A 22,993-nucleotide genomic window follows, 5' to 3' on the forward strand; every position below is an offset into this window, starting at 1 on the left:
GGGGGCCCGTCATGAGCCGTATGTGTACAAAACCTGGGGTGGAACTTTGACATTCTGCACAGGGGCGCGAACAGCCGATCCGGCGTAACGGCCCCGCCGGCCGACGGGCGCAGGACTGATCCCGACCGACGGGCGCAGGACTGATCCCGACCGACGGGCGCCGGACCGATCCCGACCGCTGATCGCCGACCGGCGACCGGCGACCGGCGACCGGCGACCGGCGACCGGCCGATCATCGGCCTGCGATCGCCGACCTGCCGGTCCCGCGTTGACCTGCCGGTCCCGACCTCGCTCCGTGGCCTGCCGTCCGTACCTGCCCGACCGCGGCCTGCCCGGTCTCTGACGGGCTCCTTCCCGGCCGGTCGGCCCGCTCGCCTCAGGCGGCCAGTCGTGCCGCCTCCTCGACGGCCTCCGCGAGCGTGTCCACCACCGGGACGCCCACCGTCTCCAGGCTGGCCCGGCCGTGCGAACCGCCGGTGTACAGCACCGCGCGTGCCCCGACGTGCAGCGCGGCCACCGCGTCGTCGGCGGCGTCCCCGATCACCACCGTACGAGCGGGGTCCATGCTCCTCGCGCCGGTCAGGGCCGCGAGGTGCCGCACCATGTGCTCGGCCTTGCTGCCGCCGGAGGGACCGGTCCGCCCGTCCACGCGTACGAAGTGGGGCTCGATGCCGAAGCCCCGCACCAACGGCACCAGTTCGTCATGCCCGTACATGCTCAGCAGGGACTGGCTGCGTCCCGCCGAGCGCCACCCGGCGAGCAGCTCCGCCGCGCCGTCGGTGAGCCCGCAGCGAACCCGGTGCTGCTGGTAGTGCCGGTGGAAGACCGCGTCCATGAGCTCCCACTCGGCGTCGGTCGGCAGCCGTCCCAGCAGCCGCTCGTAGAACTTCGGCACCGGCACGCAGTACAGCGACCGGTACCGCTCCAAGGTGATCGGTTCGAGTCCGAGCTCGGCGAAGGCCGCGTTCGTCGCCCCGATGATCGCGTCGTTGTCGTGGAACAGCGTCCCGTTCCAGTCCCAGACGATGTGCGCGTCCGTCTGCATCCCCATGTCCAAAACGTACCCGCCGCCACTGACAACGAAGAGACCCGCGGCTGCCGGGCCCGGTGCGGTCGGCCGGCTATTCCCCGAGCCCCACCAGGTTGGGGATCTCCTGCCGCGCGAACCACAGCAGTTCGTGGTCCTCGGCCCCGTCCACGACGAACTGCGCGTCGTCGTCCCCCGCGTCCGCCGCCGGCAGCGCCTCCGCGGCGGCGGCCACGTCCGCCTCCGCGTCGCCGGAGTCGACGTGCACCGCGGCGGCCTTGGCCAGCGGTACGGCGGCGGCGATCCGCACCTCGCCGAGCGCCGCCGGGTCGAGGGCCCGGCCGGGGTCGGCGACCGCCGTTCCGTCGGGCACGTCCACGGCGACCACGACCCGCCGCCGGGCCGCACCGGGGTCCGCCGCCAGCAGCCGGAGCGAGGCCAGCGCGGCCCGGTTCAGCGCCGCGTACTCCAGCTCCTCGATGTCGTCGGAGAGGTACCACTCCCGCAGCGCCGGCGTGACGGCGTACGCCACGAGCGGCCCGGCCCCCAGCTCTCCCGCCTTGTACGTCTCGGCGAGACCGGAGAGGGTCAGGGGGACGTAGACGCGCATGACAGTCCGCTTTCTGGTCGGTGGGGTTCGCCGCGGCCGGACGGCTCTCAGGATACGTGCGGGCGTCGCCTTTCGGGTCCCCGCCCACCCCCCGGCGGGCGTCCACCGGCCGCCCCCGGATTCACCCGGCCCGCCCCCGTCGCCACGGGCTTTTCCGGCCACCCGATCACTCGGATAAGTGAACGTGCCGACCCTCCGCCCGAGGCCCCGGCCGCCTTGCCGGCCCGCCGCACGGCCCCGTACAAGATCCCCAACCGAAGTTACCGCCCGGTACCGTCCGGGCCCGTCGAGCGGGGACACCATGCACAAGGTCATGACCAGGGCGAAGCAGCAACCCGGCAGCCGTCCGCCCGGCCGCCGCGACCCGCGTCACCCCGGCGGTGCACCGCCCCGCACGCCCGGCGGCGGTACGGCCCGTACGACGGCCGCGGGCGGCAGGCCCCCTGGCTCACCGGGCGGCAGCGGAACCCGCACCCGCACGAGGCCCACCGACGGCCGTCCCCCGACAGCCCCGGCCGGCTCCGGCACGCGCACGACAGATACGGGCGGGAGCACGAGGGGCACGGACACCGGCACCGGCACGACAGCCGCCCTCACGTCACCCACAGCGGCCCTCATCCGAGGCATCGGCGCCACACCCCTGCACGCCGCCACGCGTGCACCCGCCCCCCGAGCCGCCGCGGACCACCAAACGGTCCCCCTCCAGGCCCCCCGCCGCCCGCTCGCCCCTCCCCCCGCCACCACCGACGTCTTCGCGGACCGTCTGCTCGCCGTACTGAGCGGTCAGCGCCCCGTCCACTGGATGCTCCGCCACACCGCGGGCCGCGCCTACGACGAACTCGCGCACCTCGCCGAGCGCGGCCCGCTGCGCACCCGCGGCGCCCGCCCGGTGGTCCGCGACCTCGGCTACTACGTGCCCCGTCCCGGTGCCGTCGAGGTCTTCGCCCGCATCGGCGCCGGCGACCAGCTGCGCGCCATGGCCTTCCGTCTGGAACAGGGCCGGGACCTGCGCTGGCGCTGCACGGCGGTCGAGCTGGGCGGCCCTCGCCCTCCGCACCCGGACGACGACTGACGCCACCGACACGCCGAAGGGCCGGCCCACCCCTGGGGTGACCCGGCCCTTCGACTCGCTCCGGCGCCGAAGGCACCGTCACGTCACTTCTTGCGGCGACGCCCGCCGCGCGACTGCTTGCGCCGCTCCGCACGCGTGAGGCCGTCCGCCTCGGAGCGCACGGGCTCCTCGTCGTCGGCGAACTCGCCCTCGACGACACCGCCCTCGCCGTCCACCGTCGGCGCGGAGAAGTGCAGGTCCCGCCGCTGCGGGGCGTCGAGGCCCTTGGCGCGGATCTCGGGACGGGAGCCGGCCTGCGCGGGCACCGCGTCGCGCTTCTCGAGCGTCGGCGCCGTGTCCTCCACCGGGACCTCCTCGACCTGCTGCTCGACCTGGACCTCCAGGTTGAACAGGTAGCCGACGGACTCCTCCTTGATGCCCTCCATCATGGCGGTGAACATGTCGAAGCCCTCGCGCTGGTACTCGACCAGAGGGTCCTTCTGCGCCATGGCGCGCAGGCCGATGCCCTCCTGGAGGTAGTCCATCTCGTAGAGGTGCTCGCGCCACTTGCGGTCGAGGACCGACAGCACGACCCGGCGCTCCAGCTCACGCATGATCTCGGAGCCGAGCTGCGTCTCGCGCGACGCGTACTGCTCGTGGATGTCGTCCTTGATGGACTCGGCGATGAACTCGGCGGTCAGGCCGGCCCGGTCACCGGCCGCCTCCTCCAGTTCCTCGACGGTGATCTTCACCGGGTAGAGCTGCTTGAAGGCGCCCCACAGCCGGTCGAGGTCCCAGTCCTCCGGGAAGCCCTCTGCGGTCTCCGCGCCGACGTAGGCGTCGATCGTGTCGTTCATGAAGTGCTGGATCTGCTCCTGCAGGTCCTCGCCCTCCAGGACGCGGCGCCGCTCGCCGTAGATGACCTCACGCTGACGGTTGAGGACCTCGTCGTACTTGAGGACGTTCTTGCGGGTCTCGAAGTTCTGCTGCTCGACCTGCGACTGGGCGGACGCGATCGCGCGCGTGACCATCTTGTTCTCGATCGGCACGTCGTCGGGCACGTTGGCCATCGACATCACGCGCTCGACCATCTGGGCCTTGAACAGACGCATCAGGTCGTCGCCCAGCGAGAGGTAGAAGCGGGACTCGCCGGGGTCGCCCTGGCGGCCGCTGCGGCCGCGCAGCTGGTTGTCGATACGGCGCGACTCGTGCCGCTCGGTGCCGAGGACGTAGAGGCCGCCGAGCTCCTTGACCTGTTCGAACTCGGCCTTGACGGCCTGCTCGGCCTTCTCGAGCGCGGCGGGCAGGGCGTGCGCCCACTCCTCGATGTGCTCCTCGGGGTCGAGGCCGCGCTGGCGCAGCTCCGCCTCGGCGAGGTCGTCGGGGTTGCCGCCGAGCTTGATGTCGGTGCCACGGCCGGCCATGTTGGTGGCCACCGTCACGGCGCCTCTGCGGCCGGCCTGGGCGATGATCGGCGCCTCACGGTCGTGCTGCTTGGCGTTGAGCACCTCGTGCTGGATACCGCGCTTGCTCAGCTGCTGCGAGAGGTACTCGGACTTCTCGACCGAGGTGGTGCCGACGAGGATCGGCTGACCCTTCTCGTGCTTCTCGGCGATGTCGTCGACGACCGCCTCGAACTTGGCGACCTCGGTCCGGTAGATCAGGTCCGACTGGTCCTTGCGGACCATGGGCCGGTTCGTCGGGATCGGGACCACGCCGAGCTTGTAGATCTGGTGGAACTCGGCGGCCTCGGTCATCGCCGTACCGGTCATTCCGGAGAGCTTGTTGTAGAGGCGGAAGAAGTTCTGCAGGGTGATCGTGGCGAGCGTCTGGTTCTCGTCCTTGATGTCCACCCCTTCCTTCGCCTCGATCGCCTGGTGCATGCCCTCGTTGTAGCGGCGGCCGGCGAGGATACGGCCGGTGTGCTCGTCGACGATCATGACCTCGCCGTCGATGACGACGTAGTCCTTGTCCTTCTTGAAGAGTTCCTTGGCCTTGATGGCGTTGTTCAGGTAACCCACCAGAGGCGTGTTCACCGACTCGTAGAGGTTGTCGATGCCCAGCCAGTCCTCGACCTTGCTGACGCCGGACTCGTGGATGGCGACGGTGCGCTTCTTCTCGTCGACGTCGTAGTCGCCGGTCTCCTCCATGCCCTTGAGCGGGTTGCCGGCCTCGCCCTTCTTCAGGCGCGTGACCAGCTTGGCGAAGTCGCCGTACCACTTGGTGGCCTGGTCGGCCGGGCCGGAGATGATCAGCGGGGTGCGGGCCTCGTCGACGAGGATGGAGTCGACCTCGTCGACGATGGCGAAGTTGTGGCCGCGCTGGACGAGTTCGTCCTGGGACCACGCCATGTTGTCGCGCAGGTAGTCGAAGCCGAACTCGTTGTTCGTGCCGTAGGTGATGTCGCACGCGTACTGCTCGCGGCGCTGGGCGGGCGTCATGTTGGCGAGGATGCAGCCGACGCTCAGGCCCAGGAACTTGTGGACGCGGCCCATCATCTCGGAGTCACGCTCGGCCAGGTAGTCGTTGACCGTGATGAGGTGGACGCCTTTTCCGGACAGGGCGTTGAGGTAGGCGGGCAGCGTGCCGACGAGGGTCTTGCCCTCGCCGGTCTTCATCTCGGCGACGTAGCCGAGGTGGAGGGCGGCGCCGCCCATCATCTGCACGTCGTAGTGGCGCTGGCCGAGCACGCGCTTGGCCGCCTCGCGGACGGTCGCGAAAGCCTCGGGAAGCAGGTCGTCCAGGGTCTCGCCGTCGGCGAACCGCTGCTTGTACTCATCGGTCAGGGCCCGCAGCTCGGCGTCGGAGAGGTCGACGAAGTCCTCTTCGATGGACTTGACCTGGTCCGCGATGCGGTGCAGCTTGCGCAGGATCTTGCCTTCGCCTGCACGCATGATCTTCGAGAGGACGGACACGGGGCTTGGTCTCCTTGCCGGTCGGGCCGGGACGGTCGGTTCCATTTGACTTAGTGAGCAACGGCCATCGTATGCGAGGACCCCGCCACGCCGGGAGGCCCTGCCGGGTCGGCGACGGTCCGCATTCCACATCTGTTTCAAAGGGGACAACGGCCGGAGGTCGCGGATGGTGCCGCGTCCCGCCGAGGAATTGCGCGAATCGTGATCACGCGCTCACACACGGCTAAAGCGGTGGCGGCCCGCTCCGGCCGCCCAGCAGAATCGGCCGATGGACCCCGTGAAGCTCTCCACCGGCCGCCTCCTGCTGCGCACGGTCGGCCCGCAGGACACCGACGCCGTGTACGCCGCCGCCCAGGACCCGGACATCCAGCGCTGGACGGCGATCCCCTCGCCGTACCGTCACGAGCACGCGCGCGGCTTCACGGAGCAGGTGGTCCCCCTCGGCTGGGCGAAGGAGTCGGTGTTCACCTTCGGCGTCTTCCTCGCCGGGCCGGCGGACCTGGTGGGCATGCTCTCCCTCACCACGCGCGGCCCGGGTACGGCCGAGCTCGGCTACTGGGCCACCAGGGAGCACCGCGGCAACGGCTACACCACCGAGGCCGTCGCCGCCGCCACCCGCTGGGCCTTCACGCACCTGCGCACGGACCGTGTGGAGTGGCGGGCGGAGGTCGGCAACAAGGCCTCCCGCGCGGTCGCGGAGCGGGCCGGCTTCCGCTTGGAGGGCACGCTGCGTTCCGCGCTCGTCCACGCGGGCGTACGCCGGGACTGCTGGGTGGGTTCGCTGCTGCCGTCGGACCTGGGCCTGCCGACGCCGTCGGCCTACCTGCCGGCCGAGGCATGACGACCCCACGGCGCGCGCCCCGTCCACCGGGTCCGGGTCCGGTGCCGGTGCCGGTGCCGGTGCCGGTGCCGGGGGAACCTTCCGTCACCGGCGCGGCCACCGGGCGCCCGGCCCGCGACAGGGCAGGTCGGCCCCCGCTGTCAGTGCCGGCCCCTATCGTGCGAGACATGACGACCCCGCGTCCCCTCCCCCTCTCGGCAGCCGAGGCCCGCCGCATCGCCCTGCGGGCCCAGGGCTTCCTCGGCGCCCCCGACCGCCGTGCGGGCGTCCGCGGCGTCCTGCGTCATCTGGGCGCGGTCCAGCTCGACACCATCTCGGTCCTCGCCCGGTCCCACGAACTCATCCCGTACGCCCGCCTCGGCGCCGTGGGCCGCGCGACGGTCGAGGCCGCCTACTGGGGCACCGCCTCCACCGCGGCGGGGCAGGCAGAGCCCCACGCCTTCGAGTACTGGTCGCACGCCGCCTGCATCCTCCCCGTCGAGGAATGGCCCCACTTCGCCTTCCGGCGCCGCGCCTACCGCTCCCGCCCACACTGGAACCACGACCTGCCGGACGGTGCCTACGACCAGGTGATCAAGCAGCTGCGCACCGAAGGCCCGCTCACGGCAACGGAGTTGGGCGGCGCGAAGCGCACCAGCGAGTGGTGGGACTGGTCCGGCGCGAAGGTCGCCGTGGAGCGTGCCCTGATGTACGGCGAAGTGGTGTGCGTCGAGCGCCGCGGCTGGAAGCGCGTGTACGACCTCGCCGAACGCGCCGTCCCCGAACCACTGCTGCACGACGACCTGGACGACACCGAGTGCCTGCGCCGCCTGGTCCGGCTGGCGGGCCGGTCCCTGGGGGTCGGCACCCGCGCGGACATCGCGGACTACCACCGCCTGAAGGCCGAGCAGTTCGACGCGGTGGTCGCCGACACCGGGCTGGTCCCGGTCACCGTGGAGGGCTGGGACAGGCCGGCCTGGGCCGACCCCGAGGCCCTGCGGACCGCGCCGCGCGGCCGCCACCGCACCACACTCCTGTCCCCCTTCGACTCCCTGGTCTGGGAGCGGGCGCGCACGGAGCGGATCTTCGGATTCACCCACCGCCTGGAGGCGTACGTCCCCCGGCCGAAGCGGGTGCACGGCTACTTCGCGATGCCGGTGCTGGCCGGCGGCCGGCTGGTCGGCCGCGTGGACCCCGCCCGCGAGGGGCGCACCCTGGTCGCCAGACAGGTCACCGTGGACGGCGCCAAGGCGGTCCCGGCGGTGGCGCAGGCCCTGATCGAGGCGGCGAGCTGGGTGGACTGCACGAACGTCCGGGTGGAACGGGTGGACGGCCCGGAACTGCGTGATCCCCTGGCGGCGGAACTCGCCCGCGCCCTGGCCTGACGCACCCGGCGCCGGAGCGCCCTCAGCGGATTTCGAGGATCTTCTCCCGCATCGCGTACACCACGGCTTCCATCCTGGAGTGCAGCTGCAGTTTCTCCAGGATGTTGCGTACGTGGTTCTTCACGGTGTTCTCGGAGATGAACAACTCCTTGGCGATGTCCCGGTTGTTCATTCCCGTGGCCACGAGTTTGAGGACTTCCAGTTCCCGGTCGGTGAGCCGGGGCGCGGGCACCAGCCGGCGCTCGTCCGTGCGCTGGATCATCGACTTGAACTCGGTGAGGAGCTTCGACGCCATCGAGGGGCTGATCTGCGACTGCCCGTCGGCCACCGCGCGAATGGCGGTGGCGACCTCGTCGGTGGAGATCTCCTTGAGGAGGTATCCGGTCGCGCCCGCCTTGATCGCGTCGTAGAGGTCGGCCTCCTCGTCGCTGATCGTCAGCATGATGATCTTGGCGCTGGGGGCGACCTCCTTGATGGAGGTGCAGGCCTCGATCCCGCCCCGCTTGGGCATCCGCACGTCCATCAGGACGATGTCCGGCAGCAGGTCGGCGGCCTTGTCGACGGCCTCCGCTCCGTCCCCCGCCTCGCCGACGACCTGGATGTCCTCCTCGGCCGCGAGCACGATCTCCAGGCCCCGGCGGAAGAGCGCGTGGTCGTCCACGACCAGGACGCGGATGGGCTCCTTGCGTGCGGAGCCCGTGTCCGGGTCCACGCCCGCGACGCCGTCGGTGTCCTGGTCGTGCATCGGTCCGAAGCTGTCCGCCATCGTTCCTCCCCCTGAAGGCCGTGGCCTGTGATCCTGTGCCATCGCCAACCCGAGGCAACGACCCACCGGTTGGGCCGGTGCGGCCATGATTCCATGCCCGGACGACAGTGAGGTGACAGAGCGGGGCGCGCAGTGGTCGCACACAGGTGCCCCTGGGGGCGCACGCGCGCTCCAGGGGCACCGGCTCAGCTGCCGACCAGGGGCGTCAGCCGCCCAGGGTGCCGCCCGCCTCGGGAGCGTTCACCTGCGTGACCATCGGGTCCGTGCTGAGGTGGATGACGCCGTAGTCGTAGGCGTGCCGGCGGTAGACGACGCTCGGTTCCTTCGTCTCGGAGTCGACGAAGAGGTAGAAGTCGTGGCCGACCAGCTCCATCTCGTAGAGAGCCTGGTCGAGAGTCATCGGGGAGGCTACGTGGGTCTTCTCGCGGACGATGAGGGGGCCTTCGCCCTTCACCTCGAGCGAGCCGATCTTCTTCGTGGGTACGCCGTCCGGCTCTTCCTCGTGGACGACTTCGCCGTTGCCGTTGAGGGTGGCCGCGTCCGGGACGTGGTCGGCGACCTCGGCCGCCGTGAGCCTGCGTGCGCCACGGCGCGAGTACCGCTTGTCGTGCTCCTTGCGAAGCCGGGCTTCCAGCTTCTCCGCCGCCAGATCGAGTGCCGCGTACGGGTCGTTGGCCGCCGCCTCCGCCCGGATCACCGGACCGCGGGAGCGGAGCGTGATCTCCACTCGGTCACAGCGGTCGGCCTGTCGAGGGTTGGGCTCCTTGGACACCTCGACGTCGAGGCTGATCACCTTGCCGTCGAGCTTCTGGATCTTCTCCAGCTTCAGCTTCTCGGCCACGTGCTTGCGGAACCGCTCGGGCACCTCTGTCTTGCGGCCCTTGACGACGATGTCCACGCAGAACTCCGTTCCCGGATCGCTCCACTTCCGTGGCGGAGCGTCTCCCTTTTGCACCAGGTTCCGGTGAGCTCCGGAACCGCGGACTCGGTGACTTCCACCTCCTCCTCCCCCATGGGCAAGATCTCCACCCCATCGCCGCGGGTGATTGTGCGGAACCCGCAGCTGTGGCATTCACGGATGAGAGGGATGGCCTGCGCCTTTCTCTCACAACCGAACATATCTCGCCCGGACGGATGGCGTCACCCTCTACTACCGCGTACCTCCGTTCAGCTGAATTGGCCCTCCTATCACCTGCAACGATGCGAGTTGATGGTCAGTTCCGGTTTGTTTCGAAGGAGGCCGGCGTGGCGGCGACCACGGCGGCGCGGACCAGGTCGTCACGGCCGGACCGGCACACCTCGCCGCCGCCCGCACGTCCCGAGTCCCCACGCGCCCGCCCCCGCTCCCGTCCGGCTGCTTCCTCGATACGTTCCACCGGCGCCGACCGTCTCATCCGCAGCGCCCGTTGTCCTTGTTCCTCTCTGCCTTCCCGCCTTCCCGCCGCGTACACGATCGTTTCCGCGTCGCCGTCCGGGTTTCCCGGCCCCGCCAGCGCCACCCGCACGGCACGCGCCGCCTCCGTCAGGGACGCGCCCGTGGTCATCAGGTCGTCCACGAGCACCACCGGACCGCCGGCCAGCAGTCGCGCGGCGCCGGGAGCCACCACCAGCGCACCCGCCAGGTTGTCCATCCGCTCCCGGGAGTTGAGGCCCGACTGGTCGGCGACGGCCCGCGCCTGCCGCAGTACGGCGACCACCCGTGCCGGTGTCCCGGTGCGCCGCAGTTCCCCAGCGGCGGCGAACGCGATCCGCCGCGCCGGGTCGTGCCCGCGGGCGCGCACCGCCCCGGGTGACGACGGCATGGGTACCAGCCGCACCTCACCGTCGGCGGACACCCCGGTCCTGAACGGTCCCGCGGGGACCAGCCGCGTCTCCCCGACGCCCGGCACCCCACCCCAGGGCGCCTTCGCGGCCTCCGGTGAACCCGCCCGCACGCCCGCGCGGGCCCCTTCACCCGCCTCCCGCATCGCGGCACGCACCGCTCCGGCCAGTGCCGCGCCCAGCGGGGCCGCGAGCACCAGCACGCCCCGCTCCTTGTGCGCCAGCAGCACCGCGCGCACCGCGTCCCCGTACCGGGCCGCCGCGTGCACCACCGGCAGCCCGGGCGGCCTCGGCACCGGTGTCACCCGGCGCGGCGGCGCACCGGCCAGGGCGGCACGGCACTCCGGGCAGAGCACCGTGCGAGACCTTCCGCAGCCTCCGCACTCGGCCGGCAGCACCAGGTCGGTGAGGTCCTGCCACCACCCCCGCATGCCCACCACTGTGCCAAGACCTGCCCCGCCCGACCACCCCTGTGGACAACTCACGGGACGCCGGGACAACGGCCTGTGGACAACGCCCGAGGCGACGGGGTCAGCCCGCCCGCGGACAACACGGGACGCCGGGACAACGGCCTGTGGACAACGCACGGGGCGAAGGCGGCCGCAGCCTGTGGACACCCACCGGGCGACGGGGTCATCCGCCCGTGGCAACGCACCGGGCGACGCGAGCGAGCGCCCGTGGCAACGCACCGGGCGCCGGCAGCGGCCGCTCGGGGTACCTCACCGGCCACCAGGGGCAGCCGCCCGTGAACACGCAGAGGGGTGCCGTACGACCGCGAACAACGCACCGGCCGCCGTACAGCCGCGACCCCACCGGGCGCCGTACAGCCGTGAAACAACCCACCGGCCGCCGATCAGCACCCCGGCTGCCCGGGCTCATCCCGGATAGACCGGCCCCGTCCCCTTCGCGAACACCTTCTGCCACTGCGCCCCGGCCGGGAGCCGGACGATCCCGTCCGCCGAGTACGCGACCAGCGGCACCTCGTCGTCCTCGCTCGCGGCGATCTCGTTGACACCGGTCAGGGCCGCGGGCGCGGGCACCTCGGGGGTGGAGCCGTCGACCTGGACGTAGCGCATCTGCTGCACGCCCCCCTGCTCCTGCCCGACCACCACGAGCCTGCTGTCGCCGGACCACGACATCGCCGCGACCTCCTCCGAGGCCGGTGTCAGGGACCGCAGTTCCTGGACCGACACGGCGGGCCGCTCCCCTGCCTTCTCGTCGCGTTCGATCCGTCCGACGTACAGGTGCCCCTTGCCGTCCTTCTGCACGACGAGCGCGATCCGTACCCCGTCGGCGGCCACCCGGACGGCCTCGATGCGTCCGTCGAGGCCCGGCGTGCGCACCTCCAGCGGCTCGCCCTTGGCCTGTTCGAGGAGCAGCAGCCGCTGCTTGCCGGTGGCCCGGTCGGCCACCCACAGGTCGCCGCGCGGGTCCCAGCTGGGCGTGGTGAGCCGGTCGTTCTCCGTCTTGCCGACGCTGGTGAGCACGGGGTCGCCGAGAGAGCTGCCGGACACCATCGACGCGACGTACAGCGCCTTGCCGTCGATGCCGACGCCGGCGGCGGTCTTCTCGTCGCGCGACACCGCCACCGACCGCAGCGCCTTGTCGCCGTCGCCCAGGGGACCGGGCACCGGTTCGGGCTGTGTGCCGCTGTTCTGGACGCCGATCCGCACCAGCCGGTGCTCGCCGTCCAGGAAGTAGAAGGAGTCCGCCCCCTGCGCCGCACCGCGCGCGGCGAGGGACTCGGCCTCGTCCACGTCCTCCGAGCACAGCTGCGATCCGCCCGCCCGCAGCTCGACCTCCTGCAGCGCGGGCGCGAGGTTCTGCAGGGTGAACAGGATCTGGGCGGCCATCTCGGCGCACTTGGCCGAGCCGACCCCGGCGGCCCTGGCGTTCAGCGGGACGGTGAGTGCGTTCCGGTCGTCGGGGGTCAGCGAGCTGACGCCCTTCGCGAGTGCCGTACCGGAGGGGAAGCTGGAGCGGACCACCGGCCCGAGCCAGCTCGTCGGCCCGTTGAGCAGGGACCGCACCATCTGCGTCATGGGGTCGACCATGCGACGGATGTACACGGGGTCGGCGACGGCCGCCGTCTGCGGGCCGGCCCCGGCCGTCGTGCTGGAGGCCAGGTAGTACTTGTCGACGGACGTGTAGTTGCGCTGGAAGTCCGACTGCCCCATGACGACACCGGGCGGCAGGCCGTCGATGCGCCACTGCCTGGTCTTCTTGTCGCGGACGAGGTGCACCGACTGGCTGTAGCCGCCGGTGGCGGGCGTGTACGACTGCTGCGTGTCGACCGTCGCGACCCTGGTGCCGGTCAGCGTGAACGACACGTCGCCGGTCTCCTCCCGGCCGCCCGACCGCGCGGCCTGGGCACTGGGCCCGTCCTCGAGCACCGTGGTGGACCACTCGGGACGCCACTTCGCCGCCGCGTCAGCGGTCAGGTACTTGCGAGCCGTCTCGTAGTGCGGATCGTCGCTGGTCAGTGCCTCCAGGAAGCCCTGCACGATCTCGGCCGCGGGCGCGTCCTCGCGGGGCGGCATCGCGAACACGCGCACCTGCGTGTCCTGCCGGGGCGTGGACTCGACGCCCCGCAGATCCCCGCTGTCGGGCATCGAGGCACAACCCGCCAGCAGTACGGCCCCACAGGCGGCGTACACCACCGCGCGCGCCGGTCTGCGCCGGGCGCCCCCCTCGCGGTCAGCGCCCACGAAATGCCTCCCCTTGCCTCGTCGCTTCCTCCGGCCCGGCGTCCGCGCGGCCCGCCCCGCCCCCGACGGGTGTGTCGTCCTGCCGTCGCGCACCCGAGGCGGGCCGGGGCACGACCCGCGCGCCGTTGCCGGGCAGCGCGGTGGGGTCAGCCGTGGGCACCGCGGTCGACCTCGGCGCTATCGGGTCCCTCGGCGACTGCGCGGGACCCGGGTCGCCCGTCGGCTGCAGGGGCACGGTGGCGGCCTTGTCGCCACCCCCGCGCGGCAGACCGGCGTCGTCGAGCCCGCGGTGCCGCCGCGAGTCCCTGGGTTCCAGCGGTATCGGTGAGCCCCGCAGCGGCTCGTCCGCGGTGCGCGGCAGGGTGAGCCGGAACTGCGAACCGCCGCCCGGCTCGCCCCAGGCCTGGAGCCAGCCGCCGTGCAGCCGCGCGTCCTCCAGGGCGATGGACAGCCCGAGGCCCGTACCGCCGGTGGTACGGGCGCGGGCCGGGTCGGCCCGCCAGAAGCGGCTGAAGACGCGGGTCGCCTCGCCGGGCTTGAGCCCGACGCCGTAGTCGCGGACCGCGACCGCGACCGCTCCGCCGGCCGAGGCGAGTTTGACGATGACGTCCCTGCCCTCGCCGTGCTCCACGGCGTTGACGACGAGGTTGCGCAGCACCCGCTCCACGCGCCGGGCGTCGGCCTCGGCCACGACGGGCTGCTGGTCGCCCACCACGCGTATGTGGGTGCCCTTGCGCTCGGCGAGCGGCAGCGCCCCGCTCACGACCCGCCGTACGACCTCCCTGAAGTCGATCGGCTCGGCCTCCAGGGCCGCCGCGCCCGCGTCGAAGCGGCTGATCTCCAGCAGGTCCGCGAGCAGTGACTCGAACCGGTCCAGCTGGTCGGCGAGCAGTTCGGCGGAGCGCGCGGTCACCGGGTCGAAGTCCTCGCGCGCGTCGTGGATGACGTCCGCGGCCATCCGTACGGTCGTCAGCGGTGTGCGCAGCTCGTGCGACACGTCCGACACGAAGCGGCGCTGCATCCGCGACAGGTCCTCCAGCTGCTGGATCTTCAGCTGGAGGTTCTGCGCCATCTTGTTGAAGGCCTCGCCGAGCCGCGCGATGTCGTCCTCGCCGGTGACCTTCATCCGTTCCTGGAGCCGGCCCGCGGACAGCCGCTCGGCGATGCCGGCCGCCATCCGCACCGGGGTGACGACCTGCCGCACCACGAGCCAGGCGATGGCTCCGAGGAGGACGACGACGAACAGGCCGGCCGTCGCGAGCGTCCCCTTGACCAGGCTGAGGGACTTCTCCTCCTGGGTGAGCGGGAAGAGGTAGTAGAGCTGGTACGGGTCGCCGTTCGGGTCGTTGACCTGCTTGCCGATGACCAGGCCGGGCTGGGAGTCCCGGTGGGCGTCGGCGTTGTAGATGATGCGGGTGTAGCTCTGGGCCGCCGCTGCCTTGCCGTCCACCCGCGCGCGCAGGTCCTCGGGCACGCTCACGGTGGGGTTGACCTTTCCGGAGGCGCGCGGTCCGCGTCCGGCCCTGCTCTCGTCACCCACGGGCAGGGTCACCACCTCGAAGGCGCCCTGGCCGCCGCTGGAGAGGGACGCCACGAGACTGCTCATCCACTCGATGACGTTCGGCGCGGGCCGGCCGTCCACCGTGGACGCGTCGTCACCGGTCCCGCTGGACGCCTCGTCGGCCTTCTGCTTGGCCACCGCGAACCCGCCGGTGGCCTGGCTCTGCGAGGCCCTGACCTTGGCGTCGAGCAGGCCGTTGCGCACCTGCCCGATGACCACGAAGCCCAGCAGCAGGACCACGCCGAGTGACATCAGCAGGGTCGTGACGACGACCTTGAGCTGGATGTTGCGCCGCCACAGCCGCATGACGGGCAGCAGCGGCCGGCGCACCCAGCGCATGAGCAGCCTGAGGACCGGGCTGCCCTGCACTCCGCCCTGCAGCAGCCCGGCCTCGAACAGGCGTCCCCAGCGGGAGCCTGGCGTCTTCCGGCCGACAGGCCGCTCCGCGCGGGTCCCGGACCGGCCGGGTGCCGAAGCGGCACTGTCCCTGGACATGTCAGCTCGGTCCGGCCTTGTAACCGACGCCACGGACCGTCACCACGATCTCCGGCCGCTCCGGGTCCTTCTCGACCTTGGAGCGCAGCCGCTGCACGTGCACGTTGACCAGACGGGTGTCCGCCGCGTGCCGGTACCCCCACACCTGCTCCAGCAGGACCTCACGCGTGAACACCTGCCAGGGCTTGCGCGCCAGCGCCACCAGCAGGTCGAACTCCAGCGGCGTCAGCGCGATCGACTGCCCCTCCCGCTTCACCGAGTGACCGGCGACGTCGATCACCAGGTCGCCGATGGCGAGCTGTTCCGGCGCCGGCTCCTCCGACCTCCGCAGCCGGGCCCGGATCCGGGCGACCAGCTCCTTCGGCTTGAACGGCTTCACGATGTAGTCGTCGGCCCCCGACTCCAGGCCCACGACGACGTCGACGGTGTCGCTCTTGGCCGTGAGCATCACGATCGGTACCCCGGACTCCGCCCTGATCAGGCGGCACACCTCGATACCGTCCCGGCCCGGCAGCATCAGATCGAGCAGCACGAGATCGGGCTTGGACTCACGGAAAGCGGCCAGCGCCTTGTCGCCGTCGGCTACAAAAGACGGCTCAAAACCTTCACCACGCAGCACGATGCCGAGCATCTCGGCAAGTGCGGTGTCGTCGTCGACGACAAGGACTCGTCCCTTCATAAACGACATCATCCCATTAGCTAATCGTTACCTGGCGTGACCTGGCACACAGCTCGGCCAGAGCCTCGGCTGTCACGGGCGAAACGATGCCCTCCTCGGTGACGATCGCCGTCACCAACTCGGGCGGCGTCACGTCGAACGCCGGGTTGTACGCCTGGGTCCCCAGGGGTGCCACCGGAATCCCGCCGCCTGCTTCCGCTCCGGCCACCGGCACCTGCGGTGCTGTGAGCTCGGTCACCTCATGACCGGGGCGCTGCTCGACCTCGATGGCCGCCCCGTCCGGCGTGTCCGGATCCACTGTCGTCAGCGGCGCCACCACGATGAACGGCACGTGGTGGTACCGGGCGAGCACGGCGAGCGGATAGCTCCCCACCTTGTTCGCCACCGAGCCGTCGGCCGCGATGCGGTCCGCACCGATCAGCACCGCATCCACCTCCCCCGCCGCGAACAGCGAACCCGCCGCGTTGTCGGTGAGCAAGGTGTAGGCCATCCCCTCGCGCGCCGCCTCGTAAGCCGTCAGGCGAGCACCTTGCAGCAACGGACGCGTTTCGTCCACCCACAGGCGCCTGAGCCGCCCGGTCCGGTGTGCCGCGAGGGCCACCGCGAACGCCGTCCCCTCACCGCCCGACACGAGCGCGCCGGTGTTGCAGTGCGTGAGGATCCGGTGCCCGCCGCCGGGCAGCAGCTCGTCCAGCAGGGCCAGGCCCCGCTCGGCCATACGGGCGCTGGCCTCGGCGTCCTCCCGGTGCAGCGCGCGCGCCGCGCCCAGCGCCGCCTGCGCGGCCCGCGCCACGTCGCCGCTCCTGGCGAGCTCGGCGCGGTAGGCGGACCGCGCCCTGTTCACACCGACGGAGAGATTCACCGCGGTGGGGCGGGCCCCCGCCAGGGCGTCCGCCGCGTCGTCCACGTCGAAGTTCCGTACGGCGGCGAGCGCCACCCCGTACGCCCCCGCGATACCGAGCAGCGGTGCCCCGCGCACGGCGAGCGAACGGATCGCCTCCACCAGCGTGGACGCGTCCGTGCAGACCAGTTCGACCTCCTCGGCCGGCAGCCTGGTCTGGTCGAGAAGGACGACCACCGGGCCTTCGGGTGGCTCGTCCCAGCGGATCGCCGGAGTCTCGGCCGGCCGGATGTCCTCGCCGCTTTTCGCGTACTGATCAGCCATGCGATCAGTCTGCCCCGGATCCGGCGGACAATTGAAGGTGTGCAGCCCATACCGCGGCCGATCCGCCGGTGAGCGGCCCATGGCACGATGGCTGCCAACCTGCCGCCGCGCCCGCGGACGGGCACCGTGAAGGAGCGACGATGAAAGACACTCCGGGCTGGGCCTCGCCCGGATCCGCCCCGTCCGACGGGCAGGAACCCGGCGCGTCCGGCCCTGCCGAGCCCACCGACCGCCCCGGTGCCGCACAGCCCGCGGACGAGACCTCCCCGGACGCGCCGAACCCCGACGCGCAGAGCGCCGGCCCACAGTGGTCCAGGCAGCAGCCGCCACCCGGCCAGTGGTCGGCGCCGACCGGCCCCACCGGCTCCGCGAACCCGGGTCAGCCGGCACCGCCTCCTCCCCCGCCCGGCCCCGGCTGGGGCACCCCGCCGCCCGCCGGCCCCGGCGGATACGGCCCCCCCGGATACGGCCCTCCGGGTTACGGCCCCGCCGGTCCCCCGGTCCACGGCGGACCCGGTTACGCCACATGGGGAGGTGGCGGCTGGGGCGGACCTCCGCCCGCCGCCAAACCCGGGGTCATCCCGCTGCGCCCGCTCGGCGTCGGCGAGATCCTCGACGGCGCGGTCTCCACCATGCGCACCCACTGGCGCACGGTCCTCGGCATCTCGCTGACCGTCGCCGTCGTCACGGAGATCGTCGTCGTGCTGCTCCAGGGCCTCGTCCTGCGGAACAGCACCAGCACCGACGCCCTCAACGACCCGAGCGCCACCCTCGGTGAACTGACCCGCGCCATGGGCGACGCCATGCTCAGCTCCAGTGTCGTGTTCCTGATCTCCCTGATCGGCACGGTCCTGGCCACCGCCCTGCTGACGACCGTCACCAGCCGGGCCGTCCTCGGCAAGTCGGTGACCACCGGCGAGGCCTGGCGCGACGCCCGCCCGCAGGTGCCGAGGCTGTTCGGCCTGATCTTCCTGCTGCTGCTCATCGTCGCCGGCATCTTCGCGGTGGGCGTCCTGCCCGGCGTCCTGGTGGCCGTCGCAGGCAACTCCGACGCGGGCACCGCGCTCGCCGCCCTCGGCATCCTCGGCTCCGGCGTCGTCACCCTGTGGCTGATGATCCGCTTCTCGCTCGCCTCGCCCGCGCTGATGCTGGAGAAGCAGAGCATCGTGAAGTCGATGAGCCGGTCCGCGAAGCTGGTCCGCGGCTCCTGGTGGCGGGTCTTCGGCATCACGCTGCTCGCCATGATCATCGCGAACATCATCGCGGTGATCGTGGCCGTCCCCTTCTCCCTCTTCGCCGCCGCGCTCAACGGCGGCGTCTCCGTCTTCCTCGACGGCGGGGGCGACCTGGGCTGGTCCTACCTCATCGTCAGCGGCGTCGGATCGGTGATCGGCTCCATGATCACGTTCCCGATCACGGCGGGCGTCACCGTGCTGCTCTACATCGACCAGCGCATCCGCCGCGAGGCCCTCGACCTCGACCTGGCCCGCGCGGCCGGCGTCCAGGGCTACGGCACCGACACCCCGGGGAGCTGATGCGGTGAGTCCCGCGGGGGGAGTTCTCACAGCCATGACGACAGCACCGACGCGCGCCACCGGCACGGCCGTACGCCTCCTGGTGCGCGCCGGCGACACGTCCCTGTGGTCCTCGGCCCGCGCGGACGGCGAACCACCGGTGACCGTCCCGCGTGATCCCGCGCGGGAGGCGGCCCGACGCGAGCTGTCCAGGCGCATGTACCACGAGAACGACCCCGGCCTGTTCCAGCGTGCCCTGGACGCCTTCTGGAACTGGCTCGGCAACCTCTTCGGCAGCGCCGCGACGGTCACCCCGGGGGGCGCGGTCGGCCTGGTCGTCGTCATCCTGGTCGTCCTGGCGGTCCTGGCCGCGCTCTGGTGGCGCCTGGGCACCCCGCGCCGCCGGCCCGTCTCCGCCGCGGTCCTGTTCGACGACCGCCCCCGCAGCGCCGCCGAACACCGCGCGGCCGCCGAGGCACACGCCGCCCAGGGCCACTGGAACCAGGCCGTCCAGGAACGCATGCGCGCCGTCGTCCGGTCGCTGGAGGAACGCGCCCTGCTCGACATCCGTCCCGGCCGCACCGCCGACGAGGCCGCCGCCGACGCGGGTCGCGCACTGCCCGCCCACACGGACCGACTCCGGTTGGCCGCACGCGACTTCGACGACGTGACGTACGGCGGACGCGCGGCCGGCGAGCAGTCGTACCACCGCATCGCGTCCCTCGACCAGGACCTGGAGCGCGCCAAGCCGGCACTCACGAGCGCCGGCAGCAGCCACAGCCACGACGCGGCGGCCCCGAACACCCGCCGGGGAGCCGCCGGATGACCACCGAGGCCACGCTCCCGTCCACCTCGGCCTCGCCCACCGCACGCCAGGTGTGGACCCGCGCGCGGGGCGTCGCCCTGGCCGTCGTGCTGCTCCTCGCCGGGGCCGTCGCGATCGCCACGATCCGCTCCGACTCCCGGCACGGAAACCTCGACCCGCGCTCCGCCGACACCTACGGCAGCCGCGCCGTCGCCGAACTCCTCGCCGACCGCGGGGTCTCCACGCGCGTGGCCACCACCCTGACCGAGGCACGCGCCGCGACCGGCTCCGACACCACACTCCTCGTCGCCGTGCCCGACCTGCTGACGGCCCGCCAGCAGAAACGACTGCGCGCGGCGACCGCCGGCTCGGGCGGCCGTACCGTCCTGGTCGCGCCCGGCAGTTGGTCCGTCGAACGGCTCGCCCCCGGCGTCGTCGCGGACCCCGCCACCAGCCTCGACTCGGCCCTCGCCCCCGACTGCGCCCTGCCGGCGGCCCGACGCGCCGGCAAGGCCGACACCGGCGGCATCCGCTACACCGCTCTCCACACCGGCGCCGACGAGTGCTACCCGAGCGACCGCCTGGCCACCCTGGTGCGCGTCCCGGACGACACCGGACGCGGCGACACCGTCGTACTCGGCGCGCCCGACATCCTCTTCAACGACCGCCTCGACAAGCAGGGCAACGCCTCGCTCGCCCTCCAACTCCTCGGCTCGCGCCCGCATCTCGTCTGGTACCTCCCCTCACTCGCCGACACCTCGCGCACCGCCACCGACGACGAGAAAGGCCTCTTCGACCTGCTCCCCGCCGGCTGGCTCTGGGGCACCCTGCAACTCTTCGTGGCCGCAGCACTGGCCGCCCTCTGGCGGGCACGCCGACTCGGCCCCCTCGTACCGGAAAGACTCCCCGTGGCGATCCGCGCCTCCGAAACCGTCGAAGGCCGCGCCCGCCTCTACCGCAAGGCGGACGCCCGCGACCGCGCCGCCGCCGCTCTTCGCTCCACCACCCGCACCCGCCTCGCCCCCCTCGTCGGTGTCCCCGCAACCCAGGCGCACGCGCCCGAGGCACTGCTGCCCGCGCTGTCCGCCCACCTCCACGGCGACGGACAGTCCCTGCACGCCCTCCTCTTCGGCCCGCCACCCGGCGACGACTCGGCCCTCATCGCCCTCACCGACCAACTCGACGCCCTCGAAAGAGAGGTACGCCGTCCATGATGGACCCGACCACTGACAACGCCGGGCGGACCGGGGACCCGGACAGCGCCCGGGCCTCCCTGGAAGCCCTGCGCGCCGAGATCGCCAAAGCCGTGGTCGGCCAGGACCCCGCCGTGACCGGCCTCGTCGTCGCCCTGCTCTGCCGCGGACACGTTCTCCTCGAAGGGGTCCCCGGAGTCGCCAAGACGTTGCTCGTCCGCACCCTCGCGGCCGCGCTGGAACTCGACACCAAGCGCGTCCAGTTCACCCCGGACCTGATGCCCAGCGACGTCACCGGCTCCCTCGTCTACGACACCCGGAGCGCCGAGTTCTCCTTCCAGCCCGGGCCGGTCTTCACCAACCTCCTCCTCGCGGACGAGATCAACCGCACCCCGCCGAAGACCCAGTCGTCCCTCCTGGAGGCGATGGAGGAGCGCCAGGTCACGGTCGACGGCACCCCGCGTCTCCTCCCCGACCCGTTCCTGGTCGCCGCGACCCAGAACCCGGTCGAGTACGAGGGCACGTACCCCCTGCCCGAGGCCCAGCTGGACCGTTTCCTCCTCAAGCTGACGATCCCGCTGCCCTCCCGCCAGGACGAGATCGACGTCCTGACCCGCCACGCCGAGGGCTTCAACCCGCGTGACCTGCGCGCCGCCGGCGTACGCCCCGTGGCGGGCCCGGCCGACCTGGAGGCCGCGCGCGCCGCGGTCGCCAAGACGACGGTGTCCCCCGAGATCACCGCCTACGTCGTCGACATCTGCCGGGCGACCCGCGAGTCCCCGTCCCTCACCCTCGGTGTCTCCCCCCGCGGCGCCACCGCCCTGCTTTCCACCGCCCGCGCCTGGGCCTGGCTGACGGGCCGCGACTACGTCATCCCCGACGACGTCAAGGCGCTCGCCCTGCCCACTCTCCGGCACCGCGTGCAGCTCCGTCCCGAAGCGGAGATGGAGGGCGTGACGGCCGACTCCGTCATCAACGCGATCCTCGCCCACGTCCCCGTCCCTCGCTGATGGCCTTCACCGGACGTGCCGCGCTCCTCGCGGCCCTCGGCTCGGTCCCCCTCGGCATCTGGGCACCGGGATGGACAGGCGTGCTCGCGGTCGACGCGTCTCTGGCGGCGGCCTGTGCCTGCGACTTCGCCCTGGCAGCACCCGTACGACGGCTGCGCCTGGCCCGCGCGGGCGATACCTCCGTACGCCTCGGCGAGGCCGCCGACGTCACCCTGACGGTCACCAACCCGTCCCGCCGCCCGCTCCGGGCCCAGCTCCGTGACGCCTGGCCGCCGAGTAGCTGGCAGCCCGGCACCGAGATGCCGTCCTCCCGCCACCGCCTCACGGTCCCCGCCGGGGAACGCCGCCGCGTCACGACCCGTCTGCGCCCCACCCGCCGCGGCGACCGCCGGGCCGACCGCGTCACGATCCGTTCCTACGGCCCTCTCGGCCTCTTCTCCCGCCAGGGCGCTCACGACGTTCCCTGGACGGTGCGTGTGCTGCCGCCCTTCACCAGCCGCAAGCACCTTCCGTCGAGACTGGCCCGTCTGCGCGAGCTCGACGGCCGCACCAGCGTCCTCACCCGCGGCGAGGGCACGGAGTTCGACAGCCTCCGCGAGTACGTGCCCGGCGACGACACCCGCTCCATCGACTGGCGCGCGACGGCCCGCCAGTCGACGGTCGCCGTACGCACCTGGCGCCCCGAACGCGACCGCCACATCCTGCTGGTCCTCGACACGGGCCGTACCTCGGCCGGCCGCGTCGGCGACGTCCCCCGCCTGGACGCCTCGCTGGACGCCGCGTTGCTCCTGGCCGCCCTGGCTTCGCGCGCCGGCGACCGTGTGGACCTGCTGGCCTACGACCGCCGCGTGCGCGCTCTCGTGCAGGGCCGCGCCGCGGGTGACGTCCTTCCCTCTCTCGTCAACGCGATGGCCACGTTGGAACCCGAACTCGTGGAGACGGACGCCCGGGGTCTTGCGGCGACCGCGCGCAGGAGCGCCCCGCGCCGCTCCCTGATCGTCCTGCTGACGAGCCTCGACGCGGCGCCGGTCGAAGAGGGCCTGCTGCCCGTCCTGCCTCGGCTCACCCAGCGGCACACCGTGCTGCTGGCCGCGGTGGCGGACCCGCACATCGCGCGGATGGCGGCGTCCCGCGGCGACGCGGATGCGGTGTACGAGGCGGCGGCCGCCGCCCAGGCCCAGAGCGAGCGCCACCGCACAGCGGAGCAACTGCGCCGACACGGCGTCACGGTTGTCGACGCGACCCCGGACGACCTGGCGCCGGCACTGGCCGACGCCTATCTGGCCCTGAAATCAGCCGGCCGCCTGTGACGACGATGGAAACGGGAAGGGGGCTGAAAGCAGTCCCCTTTCTCATTTCCCTGAACGACCCCAGAACGCAGAAAACCCCCGCACCAACGGTGCGGGGGTTTTCCCAAGAATTGTTCGGCGGTGTCCTACTCTCCCACAGGGTCCCCCCTGCAGTACCA

18 protein-coding genes are annotated in these 22,993 nt (G+C 72.4%); 8 read left to right on the forward strand and 10 right to left on the reverse strand.

Going from position 1 to position 22,993, the window contains the following annotated elements; genetic code table 11:
- Positions 1–376: 376 nt before the first annotated feature.
- On the reverse strand, positions 377–1,051 hold the full coding sequence (locus AC07AZ_RS37115) for an HAD family hydrolase (RefSeq protein ID WP_478855170.1): 675 nt from the start codon (positions 1,049–1,051) through the stop codon (positions 377–379).
- 70 nt (positions 1,052–1,121) lie between these two features.
- The gene (locus AC07AZ_RS37120) at positions 1,122–1,637 is read right to left on the reverse strand and encodes a DUF6912 family protein (protein WP_478855171.1); all 516 of its coding nucleotides are present in this window, start codon (positions 1,635–1,637) and stop codon (positions 1,122–1,124) included.
- A 301-nt stretch (positions 1,638–1,938) separates the two neighbouring features.
- On the opposite strand from AC07AZ_RS37120, the gene AC07AZ_RS37125 reads away from it, so the two are divergent.
- On the forward strand, positions 1,939–2,709 hold the full coding sequence (locus AC07AZ_RS37125; RefSeq protein WP_478855172.1) for an Rv3235 family protein: 771 nt from the start codon (positions 1,939–1,941) through the stop codon (positions 2,707–2,709).
- Between the two features lie 83 nt (positions 2,710–2,792).
- Here the strand turns inward: AC07AZ_RS37125 and secA are convergent, their stop codons facing one another.
- The gene (secA, locus tag AC07AZ_RS37130; RefSeq protein WP_478855173.1) at positions 2,793–5,603 is read right to left on the reverse strand and encodes a preprotein translocase subunit SecA; all 2,811 of its coding nucleotides are present in this window, start codon (positions 5,601–5,603) and stop codon (positions 2,793–2,795) included.
- A gap of 268 nt (positions 5,604–5,871) precedes the next feature.
- Between secA and AC07AZ_RS37135 the strand changes: the two genes are divergently transcribed.
- On the forward strand, positions 5,872–6,444 hold the full coding sequence (locus AC07AZ_RS37135) for a GNAT family N-acetyltransferase (RefSeq protein ID WP_478855174.1): 573 nt from the start codon (positions 5,872–5,874) through the stop codon (positions 6,442–6,444).
- A 167-nt stretch (positions 6,445–6,611) separates the two neighbouring features.
- Complete coding sequence (locus AC07AZ_RS37140; protein ID WP_478855175.1) at positions 6,612–7,808, forward strand: winged helix-turn-helix domain-containing protein; 1,197 nt, start codon at positions 6,612–6,614, stop codon at positions 7,806–7,808.
- A 22-nt stretch (positions 7,809–7,830) separates the two neighbouring features.
- Here the strand turns inward: AC07AZ_RS37140 and AC07AZ_RS37145 are convergent, their stop codons facing one another.
- The 7 genes from AC07AZ_RS37145 to mtnA form a co-directional block, all read right to left on the reverse strand.
- Positions 7,831–8,574 carry a response regulator gene (locus AC07AZ_RS37145; protein ID WP_478855176.1) on the reverse strand — a complete coding sequence of 248 codons (744 nt, stop codon included), beginning with the start codon at positions 8,572–8,574 and terminating at the stop codon, positions 7,831–7,833.
- Positions 8,575–8,779: 205 nt separating this feature from the next.
- On the reverse strand, positions 8,780–9,472 hold the full coding sequence (gene hpf / locus AC07AZ_RS37150; RefSeq protein WP_478855177.1) for a ribosome hibernation-promoting factor, HPF/YfiA family: 693 nt from the start codon (positions 9,470–9,472) through the stop codon (positions 8,780–8,782).
- A gap of 316 nt (positions 9,473–9,788) precedes the next feature.
- Entirely contained in the window at positions 9,789–10,826 is a 1,038-nt protein-coding gene (locus AC07AZ_RS37155) for a ComF family protein (RefSeq protein WP_478855178.1), read from the reverse strand.
- A gap of 444 nt (positions 10,827–11,270) precedes the next feature.
- Positions 11,271–13,103, reverse strand: coding sequence for an LpqB family beta-propeller domain-containing protein (locus tag AC07AZ_RS37160; RefSeq protein ID WP_478855179.1), 1,833 nt, complete (start codon positions 13,101–13,103; stop codon positions 11,271–11,273).
- On the reverse strand, positions 13,093–15,159 hold the full coding sequence (mtrB, locus tag AC07AZ_RS37165) for an MtrAB system histidine kinase MtrB (protein WP_478855180.1): 2,067 nt from the start codon (positions 15,157–15,159) through the stop codon (positions 13,093–13,095). The genes AC07AZ_RS37160 and mtrB overlap by 11 nt, the downstream gene beginning before the upstream one ends.
- A 1-nt stretch (position 15,160) precedes the next feature.
- Positions 15,161–15,850, reverse strand: a complete 690-nt coding sequence (gene mtrA, locus AC07AZ_RS37170) for a two-component system response regulator MtrA (protein WP_016438163.1) — start codon at positions 15,848–15,850, stop codon at positions 15,161–15,163.
- 4 nt (positions 15,851–15,854) lie between these two features.
- Complete coding sequence (gene mtnA / locus AC07AZ_RS37175; protein WP_478855181.1) at positions 15,855–17,003, reverse strand: S-methyl-5-thioribose-1-phosphate isomerase; 1,149 nt, start codon at positions 17,001–17,003, stop codon at positions 15,855–15,857.
- A gap of 140 nt (positions 17,004–17,143) precedes the next feature.
- Between mtnA and AC07AZ_RS37180 the strand changes: the two genes are divergently transcribed.
- From AC07AZ_RS37180 to AC07AZ_RS37200, 5 genes are read left to right on the forward strand one after another with little or no spacing between them, the layout of a single operon-like run.
- Positions 17,144–18,538 carry a DUF7847 domain-containing protein gene (locus tag AC07AZ_RS37180; protein WP_478855182.1) on the forward strand — a complete coding sequence of 465 codons (1,395 nt, stop codon included), beginning with the start codon at positions 17,144–17,146 and terminating at the stop codon, positions 18,536–18,538.
- A 4-nt stretch (positions 18,539–18,542) separates the two neighbouring features.
- The gene (locus AC07AZ_RS37185) at positions 18,543–19,343 is read left to right on the forward strand and encodes a DUF4129 domain-containing protein (RefSeq protein WP_478855183.1); all 801 of its coding nucleotides are present in this window, start codon (positions 18,543–18,545) and stop codon (positions 19,341–19,343) included.
- Positions 19,340–20,536 carry a DUF4350 domain-containing protein gene (locus AC07AZ_RS37190; protein WP_478855184.1) on the forward strand — a complete coding sequence of 399 codons (1,197 nt, stop codon included), beginning with the start codon at positions 19,340–19,342 and terminating at the stop codon, positions 20,534–20,536. The genes AC07AZ_RS37185 and AC07AZ_RS37190 overlap by 4 nt, the downstream gene beginning before the upstream one ends.
- The gene (locus AC07AZ_RS37195) at positions 20,536–21,525 is read left to right on the forward strand and encodes an AAA family ATPase (RefSeq protein ID WP_478855185.1); all 990 of its coding nucleotides are present in this window, start codon (positions 20,536–20,538) and stop codon (positions 21,523–21,525) included. Before AC07AZ_RS37190 ends, AC07AZ_RS37195 begins: the two co-directional genes overlap by 1 nt.
- Positions 21,525–22,835, forward strand: a complete 1,311-nt coding sequence (locus tag AC07AZ_RS37200) for a DUF58 domain-containing protein (protein ID WP_478855186.1) — start codon at positions 21,525–21,527, stop codon at positions 22,833–22,835. The genes AC07AZ_RS37195 and AC07AZ_RS37200 overlap by 1 nt, the downstream gene beginning before the upstream one ends.
- Positions 22,836–22,993 lie beyond the last annotated feature (158 nt).

The organism is Streptomyces sp. NPDC043878, assembly GCF_056435735.1.

Bases quoted from the DNA above. Each gene is read 5' to 3' on its own strand.
- mtrA (WP_016438163.1), bottom strand. From the start codon at position 15,850: ATGATGTCGTTTATGAAGGGACGAGTCCTTGTCGTCGACGACGACACC.
- AC07AZ_RS37195 (WP_478855185.1), top strand. From the start codon at position 20,536: ATGGACCCGACCACTGACAACGCCGGGCGGACCGGGGACCCGGACAGC.
- AC07AZ_RS37200 (WP_478855186.1), top strand. From the start codon at position 21,525: ATGGCCTTCACCGGACGTGCCGCGCTCCTCGCGGCCCTCGGCTCGGTC.
- AC07AZ_RS37180 (WP_478855182.1), top strand. From the start codon at position 17,144: ATGAAAGACACTCCGGGCTGGGCCTCGCCCGGATCCGCCCCGTCCGAC.
- mtnA (WP_478855181.1), bottom strand. From the start codon at position 17,003: ATGGCTGATCAGTACGCGAAAAGCGGCGAGGACATCCGGCCGGCCGAG.
- AC07AZ_RS37115 (WP_478855170.1), bottom strand. From the start codon at position 1,051: ATGGGGATGCAGACGGACGCGCACATCGTCTGGGACTGGAACGGGACG.
- AC07AZ_RS37120 (WP_478855171.1), bottom strand. From the start codon at position 1,637: ATGCGCGTCTACGTCCCCCTGACCCTCTCCGGTCTCGCCGAGACGTAC.
- AC07AZ_RS37125 (WP_478855172.1), top strand. From the start codon at position 1,939: ATGCACAAGGTCATGACCAGGGCGAAGCAGCAACCCGGCAGCCGTCCG.
- AC07AZ_RS37190 (WP_478855184.1), top strand. From the start codon at position 19,340: ATGACCACCGAGGCCACGCTCCCGTCCACCTCGGCCTCGCCCACCGCA.
- AC07AZ_RS37155 (WP_478855178.1), bottom strand. From the start codon at position 10,826: ATGCGGGGGTGGTGGCAGGACCTCACCGACCTGGTGCTGCCGGCCGAG.
- AC07AZ_RS37140 (WP_478855175.1), top strand. From the start codon at position 6,612: ATGACGACCCCGCGTCCCCTCCCCCTCTCGGCAGCCGAGGCCCGCCGC.
- AC07AZ_RS37135 (WP_478855174.1), top strand. From the start codon at position 5,872: ATGGACCCCGTGAAGCTCTCCACCGGCCGCCTCCTGCTGCGCACGGTC.
- mtrB (WP_478855180.1), bottom strand. From the start codon at position 15,159: ATGTCCAGGGACAGTGCCGCTTCGGCACCCGGCCGGTCCGGGACCCGC.
- AC07AZ_RS37145 (WP_478855176.1), bottom strand. From the start codon at position 8,574: ATGGCGGACAGCTTCGGACCGATGCACGACCAGGACACCGACGGCGTC.